6 protein-coding genes are annotated in these 13,520 nt (G+C 66.8%); all 6 read right to left on the minus strand.

Features of this window, described 5'->3' with window-relative positions:
* Positions 1-55: 55 nt before the first annotated feature.
* Positions 56-1,489 carry an MFS transporter gene (locus BST15_RS19690; RefSeq protein ID WP_046189976.1) on the minus strand — a complete coding sequence of 478 codons (1,434 nt, stop codon included), beginning with the start codon at positions 1,487-1,489 and terminating at the stop codon, positions 56-58.
* A 211-nt stretch (positions 1,490-1,700) separates the two neighbouring features.
* Complete coding sequence (locus tag BST15_RS19695; protein WP_052751423.1) at positions 1,701-2,993, minus strand: PE-PPE domain-containing protein; 1,293 nt, start codon at positions 2,991-2,993, stop codon at positions 1,701-1,703.
* 237 nt (positions 2,994-3,230) lie between these two features.
* Entirely contained in the window at positions 3,231-4,784 is a 1,554-nt protein-coding gene (locus tag BST15_RS19700) for an acyl-CoA carboxylase subunit beta (protein WP_046189975.1), read from the minus strand.
* On the minus strand, positions 4,781-10,123 hold the full coding sequence (gene pks13, locus BST15_RS19705; RefSeq protein ID WP_046189974.1) for a polyketide synthase Pks13: 5,343 nt from the start codon (positions 10,121-10,123) through the stop codon (positions 4,781-4,783). Before pks13 ends, BST15_RS19700 begins: the two co-directional genes overlap by 4 nt.
* 6 nt (positions 10,124-10,129) lie before the next feature.
* Entirely contained in the window at positions 10,130-12,040 is a 1,911-nt protein-coding gene (gene fadD32 / locus BST15_RS19710; RefSeq protein ID WP_046189973.1) for a long-chain-fatty-acid--AMP ligase FadD32, read from the minus strand.
* Between the two features lie 295 nt (positions 12,041-12,335).
* Entirely contained in the window at positions 12,336-13,385 is a 1,050-nt protein-coding gene (culp6, locus tag BST15_RS19715) for a carboxylesterase Culp6 (RefSeq protein WP_046189981.1), read from the minus strand.
* Positions 13,386-13,520 lie beyond the last annotated feature (135 nt).

The raw sequence follows: 13,520 nt of genomic DNA on the forward strand, positions 1-13,520 counted from the left end.
GGGCCCCGGCGACCCCCGCCCGCGAGCGAGCGTGTCTGTACCGAGACACGCCGTGTCAGGCGTCATTCTGTGCACGGTCACGGAGCTCGTCGGCTGATCTTGCGATGACGGCAGCCAGCTCCCGTTCCAGCTCGCCCTGCTCTCCGGGAACTCCGGTGCCGCGCAGCGAGTAGCCCACGGTCTCGGGGAGGAACCGCAGCGCGATCAGTCCGAGAACCGCGGCCGCCACCAGGTAGGCAGCCGGAAAGAGCTGCCAACCGGTGTGCCCGATGACCGAGTCGGCCACCACCGGCGCGGTGCCGCCGAACAGGGCGACGGCCGCGTTGTCGGCCACCGCGAACCCGGCGTAGCGCACCTGGGTGGGGAACATCGCCGGGAACGTCGCGGCCACGGTCGCCAACGGCGCGGCGAACAACACGCTGAGCACGGTGAATCCCACCAGGGCGTAGCCGAATCCCTGGCCCATAAGCCAGTACATCGGCAGCGCCAACACGACGAAGCCCACCAACGAGCCGTGCCACAACGGCTTTCGGCCGATCCGATCCGACCAGGCACCCGCGAAGGGAATGCAGGCCATCATGGCCAACTCCCCCACCAGAACCACCGCGGTCCTGCTGCGCTCATCGAGGCCCGCGGAGGCGTGCAGATACGTCGGCTGATAGGTCACCAGGGTGTAGTCGATGATGTTCAGCGCGACCAGCAGCGCGAAGGTCACCAGGATCGGTCGGGTGTAGTTGGTCAGCAGGTCGACCAGTCGGTCCCAGGCCGATCCCTGGATCTCGTCGCAGGCGGCGCACTCGGCGAACACCGGTGTCTCGGGCATCCTGCTGCGCAATACCAGTCCCAGCACCCCCAATGGCAGGGCTAGAAGGAACGGAACACGCCAGCCCCAAGCCGCCATCTGCTCGTGGGTGAGCATCGCCTCCAGCGACAGCACGACGGCACTGCCCAGAACAAAGCCACCGACGGCGCCGAACTCCAAGAAGCTGCCGTAGAACCCCCGCTTGTCGTCGGGTGCGCTTTCGGCCATAAAGGTTGCTGCGCCGCCGTATTCACCGCCAGTGGAGAAGCCCTGCACCACGCGCAGCGCAATCAGCAGGGCCGGCGCCCACCAACCCGCTGTGGCATAGCCGGGCAGGACGCCGATCAGGGTAGTGGCGACGGCGATCAGCGCAACTGTGGCCACCAGGACCGACTTCCGGCCGAACCGGTCACCGATCGGGCCCCAGACCATGCCGCCCAACGGGCGGAGCACGAACGACACCGCGAATCCGAGCATGGTTCCGAGGTTGCCCAGCGTGTCGGGGAAGAAGGTCTCGGTCAGATAGGTGGCCACCACGGCATAGACACCGTAGTCATACCACTCGGTGGCGTTGCCGATAGCCGATGCCGCAATCGCCTTGCGCAGCAGCCTTTTCTGTCCGTCGGGAGCACTGTTGGGATTCCGCGCGGCCGGCGCCGACGGCCTCGCCGGCAGCAGTAGACTCATCGCGCCTCGCCGCTAGGACACATGCCTGCCCCCTCGTCATACCCCTGACGATTCGCGCGGCGACCCGGCAACCGCAATCACGTTACGACCGGGCACAATTGGAACCTCAGAGGCCAGCCCGTCCTGGGATTGCCTGGGGTAAACGATAATTGGTTTGCGCCCGAAGTTGCCGGTGTTGCTCAAGCGTTACGCAACGCTTACCCGGCCGAGACTAGGATGCGTCCGCCCAGTAAGCGGGATCCAGGTACTGGCCGACCAGCGATTGCCACATCATGTTGGTCATACCGTTGAGCATGTCGTCCACCGACGGGTTGTCGCCCTCGGCGACGCCCGCGGCCGCCATGGCCGCAAGCAAGCCGTCCAGCGCGGGATTGTCGACCATCTCGACCTCCACGTACGTCTGCGGGTCGAACAGATCGGTGACGAAGGCGCCGATGCCGCTCATCGCCGCCGAGAACAGCGCGTTGCTGACCTGGTTCCAGTCGAGGTCCGGCATCAGATTGCTCATCATCGTCGGCTGATCGGCCGGGCCCTGGTTCCAGCCGTTCTCGATATTGCCGTAGCCCAAGTTCACCAGGATGCGCATGACCGGCTCCAGCAGGTCGTAGATGGGCTTTCCGGTTATCGGGACGAACAGCAGCGGGTACAGCAGCGGAAGGTACTCGCTGGGGATCATGTAGGAACTGATCATGCTGTCCGGGCTGGACTCGAGCAGGACGGCGTCCGCGATCTGCTCGGGAGTCAAGCCCAGGTAGGCAATGTGCTGGATGGCCATGCCCATGACGGCGTTCAGACTGGAGAACGGGTTGAGGAAATACTGCGGGAAATCCGCGTAGCCGTCGTACTCCAAGGTGTAGATGCTGGTGGGGTAGAGATCATTCGGCGTCGGGTTGCCGAGCGTGACATTGCTTTCCGCCAGGCTTTCGACGATCTCCGGGTAGTCCGCGAATCCGACCAGCAGACCGCCGAGGGGGTTCGCCGAATCGCCGATCAGTACGAAGTGCACGGCCGAACTCGGCACGCCGGCCTCGTAGAGCTGCTGCATCGCCAGTGTCGTGAGGGCGGCGCTCTGCGAGTACCCGAAGACCGTCACCGGGTTGCCTTCACCTGCGGCGCCTTCGTCGAGCAGGGCCAACACCCTGTCAGACAGGATCTGCGCACCCTTAGCCATGGACTCGTCCAGCAAGTAGGCCTCTTGCGGAGTGGTCAGCACCTCGAGCTCGCCGTCGAATCCGTGCGGCTGCAGGAAGAGGTCATTGACGGTTTCGGCGTACTGCTCACTCGGGGTGGGCAGCATGCTGGGACCCATGATGAGCGCGATCCCGGAGCTCGCCAGCGAGCCTGCCCCCGCGGCGGACAGCAACACCTGCGCATGCTCCGGAGCTGAGTTCAGCGACGCTGCCTGCGGCGCACCGCTGATGCCGACGGCCACCACGGCGGCGGCGAGAACGGCACGCAAGCCGGTGTCGTAGCGGCTGGGCCGTGCCGCAACTGCATCAAACATCCAGGTTTCCTCGCCAAACTCTCGCGGCCGCACACAACTGCAGCACCGTTAATTTTGGATGATTTCAATCACACCCTGTTATGTCAAATTCAGGTTCACTAATCCGGAAACGCGCCCTCACCTGGGCAAAATGGAGCGCACCCCTAGAGTTAGGATCACCTATTGTTCGGCGAACCTGAGTCAGGACTTAGCGCAGCTCAGCGGCCTGATCGCCGCTAACGCGCTGGGCGCGCACCGCTAGATCGGCAGCAGGCCGTGCTTGCGCTGCACCTTCGGGAAGTTCTGCTTGTCCCGCAGCAGGCGCAGCGACTTGCGCAACAAGAGCCGGGTCTCGTGCGGCTGGATCACGGCGTCGATGTACCCGCGCTCGGCGGCAGTCCACGGAATCGCCATGTTCTCGTTGTAGCCGTCGATGAAGTCCTTCTTGATCTTCTGCACCTCGGGCGCGGTCGGATCCGGGAAGCGCTTCACCAGCAGTTGCGCCGCGCCGTCGGCGCCGATCACCGCGATACGCGCCGTGGGCCAGGCGAAGTTCAGGTCCGCGGACAGCTGCTTGGAGCCCATGACCGCGTAACCGCCGCCGTAGGCCTTACGGATGATCACCGTCACCTTGGGCACGTCGGCCTCGACGATGGCGTTGAAGAACCGGCCACCGCGCTTAATGATCCCGTTCTTCTCCTCCGAGACTCCGGGCATGGCACCCGGGGTATCGACCACGAAGACCAGCGGCAGGTTGTAGGAGTCGCAGAACCTGATGAAGCTGGCCGCCTTGTCAGAGGCCTCGGTGTCCACCGCCCCGGACATATACATCGGCTGGTTGGCGATCACCCCGATCGGATGCCCGTCGACCCGGGCGAACGCGGTGATCATCGCCTGCCCGCGCTGATCGGCGATCTCGAAGACGTCGCCGTCGTCGAAGATCCGCAGCAGGATCTCGTGCATGTCGTAGGCGACGTTGTCCGCATCCGGAACGATCGCGTCCAACTCCAGGTCATGCGGGGTGATCTCCGGCTCGAGGCCGGGGTTGACGATCGGCGCGTCGTCGAAGTGATTGGACGGCAGGAAGGACAGGTAGTCCCGCACGTACTGGAAGGCCGCCGCCTCGTCGTCGACCACTTTGTGAATGTTGCCGCGCTGCGCCTGCACATCCGCGCCGCCGAGCTCGTCGAAGCTCACGTCCTCGCCGGTGACGTCCTTGATCACGTCAGGCCCGGTGATGAACATGTAGCCCTGATCACGCACCGCCACTAACAGGTCGGTCTGGATGGGCGAATACACCGCTCCGCCAGCACATTTGCCCAGAATGATCGAGATCTCCGGAACCAGGCCGCGCAACATCTCGTGACGCCGGCCCAACTCGGCATACCAGGCCAGCGACGTCACCGCGTCCTGGATCCGGGCGCCGGCGGAATCGTTGATGCCGATGATCGGGCAACCGACCATGGCCACCCACTCCATGAGCTTGGCCACCTTGCGGCCGAACATCTCACCGACCGAGCCCTGGAACACGGTCTGGTCATGGCTGAACACCCCGACCGGTCGGCCGTTGATCCGACCGTGGCCGGTCACCACGCCATCGCCGTACAGCGCGTTGGGGTCACCGGGGGTCTTGCACAGCGCGCCGATCTCCAAGAAGCTCCCCGGGTCCAGCAGCCCATGGATGCGATCGCGGGCGCTGGGAATGCCCTTCTTGGCGCGCTTGGCGACGGCCGCCTCACCGGCGGGTTCCTTGGCCAGCTCCAGCTTTTCGCGCAGTTCGGCCAGCAGTTCGGCGGTGGTCTTGTTACTCACTGCTCTCCCTGGATCCGATTGATCGCCTCACTCATGTGGGCGCCCACCTTGGCAATGTACGGCTCGTCGATCACCTGCACGTGCTCGCCCCCGATGGGCACGATCTCCAGGTCGGAGATGTATTCGCCCCAGCCGCCATCGGGCTTGCGGGTCGCGTAGGCGGGCTCGAACACGATGGCGTCATCGTGGTAGCGGTCGGCCATGTAGAGCGTGACGTGTCCGTCGTAGGGCTGGATCTCGATGGTGTCCAGGGCCCGGTTGTCCAGGTACGACGTGCGCTGGTGCTCGATGATCCCGCCGGGGATCTGCACGCCGCTCTGGGCGACCACGTCCAGCACGAACCGGACCTGGCCCTCGTCGTCGAGCTTCTCCAGTTCCTCGTAAGGGATCTCGGGGACCTCGACATTGAAAGTGCGCTCGGCAAACCGTGCGTAACGGTCCCAGCGGGCCCGCATGCCTTCCTTGCTCTGGTCGATGGGCTCACCGGGCAGCACCAGGTCGAGCAGGCCGACGTAACGCACATCGGCGCCCGCCTGCTTCAGCCCGATCGCGCATGCGTAGGCCAATGCCCCGCCCAGTGACCACCCCGCCAGAAGGAACGGCCCGTCGTGCAGCTCCAGCAACTTGGGGACGTACTCGGCGGCACGTTCCTCGATGGAGCCCTCCACCCGCTCGATGCCGTACACCGGCAGATCGGCGGGCAAGCGCTTCATCAGCGGCTCGTAGACCACGGTCGAACCACCCGCCGGGTGGAACACGAACAGTGGCAACTTGTCCGACCCTTCGGGCTTGGCACGCAGGGTGCGGACGAATCCATCCACCACGCCGTCCTCGAGCTGATCGCGAACGATGGTCGCCAGGGCCTCGATGGTGGCCGCCGACTTCACGTCGTCGATCGTGATGATGCCCTCGGCGCGCTCCGACAGTCGCTCGGCCACCTTGGTCGCGGTGTCGTCGTCCAGAGTGGGCAGCTCGTTGAAGATGCCGCCCGGCGACTTGCCGGTGACGATCGCCCAGGTGGCGAACGTGACCCGCTCGGCGGCGTCACGCGGCGGCACGTCGGCGCCCAGCGCCTCGGTCACCGCTTCCTGGGTGAGCACCTTGGCTGCCGCAGCCGCAGCGGTCTTGGTGCTGACCCCGCTCGAATTGGCACCCGGGCCGGACGGGTCGGTGGGCGGCGGCGGAACCGCGGGACCCGCAGGGTTGGTCGGCGGCGGCGGGATCGGGATGTCCGAAGGCGGCGGTGCCGCAGCAGCGGACTCAGCCGCTGGAGCGGGCGCGGCTTGCGCCGACTCCGCCGCCTTGGCCGCCGCGATGATCGCGGCCTGCTCCGCGGCGATCTCGTCCGCGGTCTGGGTCTTCTGGTGCTCGTGCAGCGCCTCGATCTCGTCGCGGTGCTCCACCGCGTAGCGGATCATCTCCGCGACGTTGTAGAGGTTCGCGTCGCGGACCGCGGTCAGCTGGATCGGCGGCATATCGAAGTCGTATTCGACGCGGTTCTTGATCCGCACCGCCATCAGTGAATCGAGGCCCAGCTCGATCAGCGGCACCTCCCACGGCAGGTCCTCGGGCTCGTATCCCATGGCACTGCCCACGATGGTGCCCAACCGGTCCGCGATGGTCTCACCGGATTCCGGCGACCACTTGGCGAAATTCGCCGCCAGGCCCGCGCCTGCGGTCAGATTGTCGTGCAGGATCGCCGCATCATCGACTGGTTCTTCAACCGGGGCAACGGTAGCCGTGACGGACTCGCTCACCGTGGTTCCCGCACCGACGGCGATCGGTAGCGAAACCCCTTCGGCTCCAGTGCGACTCACCAACGCGTCGTACACCAGAGTGAACGACTCACCGATCCGGGAATGCACCTGTACGGCCGCGCCACCCGGGTGCCGGGTCAGCGTCGTGACCAGTCGGGAACCCTCTCCCGGAACCGCCCGCTGTTCGGCGGCCACCAAGGCCGCATCCGGAAGGACGGTCGCGGCAGCGGCCTTGACCAGGGCGGCCAAGTCCGTTTCGCCGCGACCGGCGTACTCGAAGACGTGCCGGCCGTCCGGGGTCGCGATGTGCGATCCGGGCATCACACCGGTGGCGTCGGCGGAGAACCGGGCGTCGAGCCAGTGCGGCTTGCGCCGGAAGCGCGTGGGCGGAATATTGGCGAACTCCGCCGGGCTGATCGGACCCTGCACCTCACGCGGGAACAGCGTGCGGAAATCGAGGTCGTGGCCATAGACGTAGAGCTGGGCCATGGCCATGGTCATGGCGTCGACGTCGTCGGTCTTGCGGGCCAACGTGGCGATCAGCTGGGCATCGTGAAGACCCGCGCTGGCCGTCGTCAGCCCCACCTGCATGAGCGCGACCGGGTTCGGCGCCAGCTCAAGGAAGGTGGTGTAGCCGTTGTCGACGGCGTTGCGGACTCCGTGGGTGAAGTAGACGCTGTGGCGCATCCCCTTCTTCCAATAGTCCACATCGTGGATCGGCTCGCCGCCGGGCTTGACGTAGCTGCCCTCGTGCACGGTCGAGAAGATGCCGATGTTCGGGGTGTGCGGCTCGATGCCCTGCAGCTCCGCGGTGAATTCACCGAGCAGCGGGTCCATCTGCGAAGTGTGGCCTGCGCCCTTGGTCTGCAGCTTGCGGGCGAACCGGCCCTCGGATTCGGCCCGCGCGACGATCTCGTCGATCTGCTCGGGCGGGCCGCCGATCACGGTCTGGGTGGGGGCGGCAAAGACGCACACCTCCAGGCCGGGGAAATCGGCGAACACCGTGGTGAGTTCTTCGGCGGAGTACTCGACGAGCGCCATGAAGCGGATGTACTCGCCGAACAGCATGGCTTCGCCCTCGCCCATCAGGTGTGCGCGCGAGCAGATCACCCGGGTGGCATCGGCCAGCGACAGGCCACCGGAGAAGTAGGCCGATGCCGGCTCTCCCAGCGACTGGCCGATGACGGCGGCGGGGCGAGCTCCGTGGTGCTTGAGTACCTCACCCAGGGCGATCTGGATGGCGAAGATGGCGATGTTGGAGGTCTCGATGCCGTACTCGTGTGAGTCGTCGAGGATCAGCTCCAGCACCGAGTAGCCGCGCTCGTCCTGGACATGGGCGTCGACCTTCTCGATCCATTCGGCGAAGATCGGGTCGCGCAGGTAGAGGTTCTTACCCATCTTGCGGTGCTGGGCACCGAAGCCGGCCATCACCCATACCGGGCCGTTGGTGACCGGGCCGTCGACGGAGTAGACGCCTGGTTTCTGCTTGCCCTCGGCGACCGCGCGCAGGCCGGCGACGGCCTCGTCGTGGTTGTGAGCCAGCACCACGGCACGCGAGCGGCCGTGGTTGCGCCGGGACAGCGAGCGGCCGATCGACGTCAGCGGGGTGGCCCGGCCCTCTTCGCTGTCGATCCAGTCGGCCAGCTCGGCCGCGGCGGCCTTCTTGCGGGAGGTCAGAAATGCCGAGACCGCCAGGGGGATGAGCGGTTGCACGCTCTCTTGCTCGGCCAGCTCCGCCAATGCCTCGTCGCGCAGCCGCAACGCCTCATCGGTCAGGCCGGGCAGTTCGTAGGCGGGCTCGTCGCCGTAGCCGGACGGGCTCTCCGGTGCGATGAACTCGCCGTACTCATCGAAGCGGGGGGCTTCGTGCTCGATCTCAAGTTCGGCGGCCTCCTGGGCGACGGGCGCGTCGGGCTCCGGCTCCTTGACGATCACGTCGCGCGGCAACACCTCGCGAACCACCACGTGGGCATTGGCCCCACCGAAGCCGAAGCCGGAGACCCCGGCGACCGCATACCCGCTGTAGCGCGGCCAGTCGGTGGCGGTGTCGGCCACCTGCAGGTGAGTTCCGGCGAAGTCGATGTAGGGGTTGGGCCCGGTGTAGTTGATCGACGGCGGGATCTTGTCGTGCTGCATGGCAAGCACGACTTTGGCCAGGCTCGCCGCGCCGGCTGCCGACTCCAGGTGTCCCACATTGGATTTCACCGCGCCCAGCAGCGCGGGCTTGTCAGCGGCGCGGCCACGGCCGACCACTCGGCCCAACGCCTCGGCCTCGATCGGGTCACCCAGGATGGTGCCCGTGCCGTGCGCCTCGATGTAGTCGACGGTCCGCGGGTCGATACCGGCGTTCTTGTACGCCTTGCGCAGCACTGCGGCCTGGGCGTCGGGGTTGGGCGCCAACAGGCCGTTGGACCGGCCGTCATGGTTGACCGCCGAACCGGCGATCACCGCGAGGATCTGGTCGCCGTCGCGGCGAGCGTCGTCCACCCGCTTGAGCACCAGCACCCCGCCGCCCTCGGCGCGGGAGTAGCCGTCGGCGTCGGCCGAGAACGACTTGATCCGGCCATCGGGTGAGAGCACCCCGCCCACCTCGTCGAAGCCGACCGTCACCAGCGGGGTGACCAAGGCGTTGACACCGCCGACCACCGCCACGTCGGCCTCGCCGCTGCGCAGCGCCTGCACACCGGCGTGCGCGGCGACCAGCGATGACGAACATGCGGTGTCGATGGTGACCGAAGGCCCGCGGAAGTCGTAGAAGTAGCTCACCCGGTTGGCGATGATCGAGCTGGAGTTGCCGGTGATGGCGTACGGGTGGGTGATGCTGGGATCCGAGAGCGCCAGGTTCTGGTAGTCGCCGTTCGTCGAGCCCATGTAGACCGCGACCGCTTCACCGCGCAGGCTCGAGGCCGGGATCCGGGCGTGCTCCAAGGCCTCCCAGGTCAGCTCCAGCGCCATCCGCTGCTGCGGGTCGACGTTGTCTGCCTCCATCTTCGACAGCGCGAAGAACTCCGCGTCGAAACCCTTGATGTCAGACAGGTAGCCACCGCGGGTGCGCGCCTTCTTGACCCGCTCGGCGACCCGAGGCTCCTCCATGAACTCCGACCAGCGCCCCTCGGGCAGGTCAGTGATCGCGTTGAACCCCGCCAGCAACTTTTCCCAGGTGTCCTCGGGGGTGTTCATGTCGCCCGGGAATCGGGTGGCCAGGCCCACCACCGCGATATCGGCGACATCGGCCTCGCGTGTCCAGTCCTCGCCGGCCGCGTCGTCCTCCAGTACCGGCTCGCCCTCGACGATCACGGTGGCCAGCGCCTCGATCGTCGGGTGCCGGAACGCCACCGTCGCCGACAACGTGACCCCGGTGAAGTCCTCGATGTCCGACGCCATCGCCACCGCGTCCCGCGACGACAGCCCCAGTTCGATCAACGGAGCTGTCTCGTTGATCTTCTCCGGCGACTGCGAGGTGGCTTTGGCCACCCAGTTCCGCAGCCAGGCCCGCATGTCGGCGACGGTCAGGTCGGTGCGGCTGGTGCCGCGCAGGATTGCGTCGTCGCCGTCGCCGGTCATCTGCGGAGCCTCGCTCATCTGGGTTTAGACCTCGTCGGGGTAAGCGTTCGGACCTGTGGTGCCACTGCGCAGGCTGCCGTCCAGGTAGGCGGCGCGGCAGGCGCGGCGACCGATCTTGCCGCTGGACGTCCGGGGCACCGTGCCCGCCGAGACCAGCAACACGTCACGCACGGTCACACCGTGGCGCACCGCGATCGCCGCCCGAATGTCGTCAGCGATGGGCTGGTACTCCAGCTTGTGGGCGCCCGGGGCGCGTTCGGCGACGATCACCAACTGCTCGGAGCTGTCCTCGGGGTCGAACTTCAGCCCGGAGTGCGGGTTGTCGAAGGCCGACTGCGGCAGCTGGTTGGCCGGCACCGAGAACGCGGCGACGTAGCCGGCCCGCAGCGCCCGGCTGGCCTCCTGCGCGGAGTACTCCAGATCCTGCGGGTAGTGGTTGCGGCCGTCCACGATCACCAGGTCCTTCACCCGGCCGGTGATGTAGAGGTCGTCCTGGTAGTAGGCGCCGTAGTCACCGGTGCGCACCCAGAAGCCGTTCTCGTCGGAGCCCTCGGCCCGAGACGGGCTGGTGCGCGACTTGAGCACGTTCTGGAACGTGTCGGCGGTCTCTTCCTCACGGTTCCAGTAGCCGACGCCCATGTTGTTGCCCTGCAACCAGATCTCGCCGATCTGACCGTCGGGCAACTCGGCGCCGGTCTCGTAGTCGACGATGATCGTCCACTGGTCGACGCTGATCCGTCCGGCCGAGGCCTGCGCGACGGCGTTCGGTGCGTCCTCGGGCACCTCGACCAGGCGGTTGGAGTTGTTGAGCGCTTCGCGGTCGACGTAGATGATCTTCGGCTTCTCGCCGATGGGGGTCGTGGACACGAACAGGGTGGCCTCGGCCAGGCCGTAGGACGGCTTGATGGCCTCCTCGCGGAACCCGTACGGCGCGAAGGCCTCGTTGAACTTGCGCAGCGATGCCGCAGAGACCGGCTCACTGCCGTTGAGGATCGCCTTGACGTTGCTCAGGTCCAGCGGCGGCTCGCCCTCCTTGGGCAGACCGCGCGCCGCAGCGTGCTCGAAGGCGAAGTTGGGGGCCGCCGAGTAGACCTCGCCGGTCTCCCCTTCCTTGCGGGCCAGCTCACGGATCCACCGGCCTGGCCGGCGCACAAAGGCTGCCGGGCTCATGAACGTGAACTGTTGACCCATCACCGACGACAGCAGGATGGTGACCAGGCCCATGTCGTGGAAGAACGGCAGCCAGCTGACCCCCCGGTCGCCCTCGCGGCCCTTGAGCGAGTCCAGCAGCTGCACGACGTTGGTGGGCAGGTTCAGGTGGGTGATCTTGACGCCGGTCGGGGTCCGAGTGGAGCCGGAGGTGTACTGCAGGTAAGCCACGTCGCTCCGGTCGGTGTCGGGCATCACCCAGGTCGATCCCACCTCCGGCGGCAACGCGTCGACAGCGATGACCCGCGGCCTGGCGTTGGCCGGGCGGCTGCGGAAGAACTTGTTGACGCCTTCAGCGGAGTCGCTGGTGGTCAGTACCGCCGACGGGGTGCAGTCGTCGAGCACCGCGTGCAGCCGACCGACGTGGCCCGGCTCGCCCGGGTCGAACAGCGGCACGGCGATGCGGCCGGCGTACATGATGCCGAAGAAGGACACCAGGTAGTCCAGGTTCTGGCCACAGAGAATCGCCACCCGGTCACCGGGCTTGGTGACTTGCTGCAGCCGGGCACCGATCGCCCGGTTCCGCGCCCCGAAATCGGACCAGGAGATGTCGCGCTCGATACCGTCACGCTCGGTGGAGAAGTCCAGGAACCGGTAGGCGACTTTCTCGCCGCGCAGCGCAGCCCAACGCTCGACGGTCCGCACCAGGTTGGCATTGTCCGGGAACCGGATCTTGCCGTCCTTGACGAACGGGTTGTGGTACGCGGCCTGTGTTGCCGGGGCCATGCAAAATCTCCTGTCGCGAACAACGTTCAGTCAACTGCCGGGCGCTGTCGGCCACGCCGCAGCGTTACATCGCGCGGGCCCGGGACCTGACAGATGGTAGTGGGTTGCCGGCACCCGGCGACGCGCTGCTGCCCGGAGGCCACAGACCGCCGCTCTTAAATTGCTCTTAATGTTACTGATCGGTTGGGTCCATGCCAAATCAAACGGTACCGCGTGTCACGCCGGCCTCCGGGTCACGAGCCGGTTCCAGCTTCGCCTCTCCTTCGTCGAGCCTCACCGAACCGCTCGTCGAACCTCAGCCGTGTGGCGGACGGGGCGCGTTGTCGATGAGTTCACGCGCCCAGTTCAGCGTCCACTGGGTTGCGGACAAGCCGTCCTGGCTCCAGACGTCGGTGGTGCCGTACAGCGCGTGCACCGGCTGAGCAGCACCGCCGGCCAGCGTTGACAGCGTCGCCGGCAGCTTGCCGACGCTGAACGCCTCCTGCGGGGCCGCGCAGACCAGGTCACCGACCGCGCAGATCTCATTGGTGCGCTTATCGAGGTCGCCGAAACCGCCCTCGCGCGCGCCGGTCATGGTCAATCCCATCCCGGACAGGATCGGCAGCTCGTGCAGGGTCACCTCGGCGCCCTGACCGGGCGGAGACGGCGGGACGTCTACACCCACGCCGGTCTGACGGCGGCCGTCGGCGATCAGCGTGACGCCCAGCACCAGATCTTCGTCGACCGGTCCCTCCCAGTTGCCGATCTTGCTGGCCACGTCGCCGGCGATCACCGCGCCCTGCGAGAAGCCGACCAGCACATAGCTGGTCAGCGGGCACCGCTCATTCATCTCGGTCAGCGCCTTGATGGTGGCGCGGGTTCCTTCGGCGCGGCTGTCGTTGTAGCTCATCTGCTTGTCGGACGACAGCGGGTTATGGAACTGCGCGGTGTAGGGAACCGTGTAGGTCTGCACCCGGGCGGCGTCGAACTGCTGGGCAATCGGACGGGTGACGGTGAGCAGCAGCGCGATCGGAAACTGGTTGGGGTCGAGCGGGTTGTCCGTCGGCGAGGTCTCCCAGGTGCCGGGCACCGACACCAGCTGCACGTCCGGGCAGCTGGCGTCCTGGTAGGCCGGGCGCGGCTTCTTGGTCCGCGTCGGCACCGAGCCGGTGGAGGGAATACCCGCCCCAGGCTGCTCGGCAATCGGTGTCGCCGGGCGCCGGATCCAGATCACCACCGCCACGATCACCAGTGCCACCACCAGAGCCATCGCCCCGGCGGCGATCCAGGCGAGGACACGCCTCCGGTTGGCTTGCGACTTGCGGGGCGACTTCCGGGGGGATTTCGCTGTCTTCTTCTTGGCCATGTCGCCTTTCACGGTACAGATCGGCGACGGCACGCATCGACTCTGCGTCCAGGGCGGCGCTTACTCGAACTTTTCCGCGGTGGACGTTGCTCCTATGTCAAGCAGCGATTGGTAGGTCGGGGTTTTGGCGGACTT

Source organism: Mycolicibacter arupensis, from assembly GCF_002086515.1.
Taxonomy (GTDB): domain Bacteria; phylum Actinomycetota; class Actinomycetes; order Mycobacteriales; family Mycobacteriaceae; genus Mycobacterium; species Mycobacterium arupense.

Excerpts from the sequence above, each read along its gene's own strand:
- culp6 (WP_046189981.1), bottom strand. The coding sequence starts at position 13,385 with ATGGCCAAGAAGAAGACAGCGAAATCCCCCCGGAAGTCGCCCCGCAAG.
- BST15_RS19695 (WP_052751423.1), bottom strand. The coding sequence starts at position 2,993 with ATGTTTGATGCAGTTGCGGCACGGCCCAGCCGCTACGACACCGGCTTG.
- pks13 (WP_046189974.1), bottom strand. The coding sequence starts at position 10,123 with ATGAGCGAGGCTCCGCAGATGACCGGCGACGGCGACGACGCAATCCTG.
- fadD32 (WP_046189973.1), bottom strand. The coding sequence starts at position 12,040 with ATGGCCCCGGCAACACAGGCCGCGTACCACAACCCGTTCGTCAAGGAC.
- BST15_RS19690 (WP_046189976.1), bottom strand. The coding sequence starts at position 1,489 with ATGAGTCTACTGCTGCCGGCGAGGCCGTCGGCGCCGGCCGCGCGGAAT.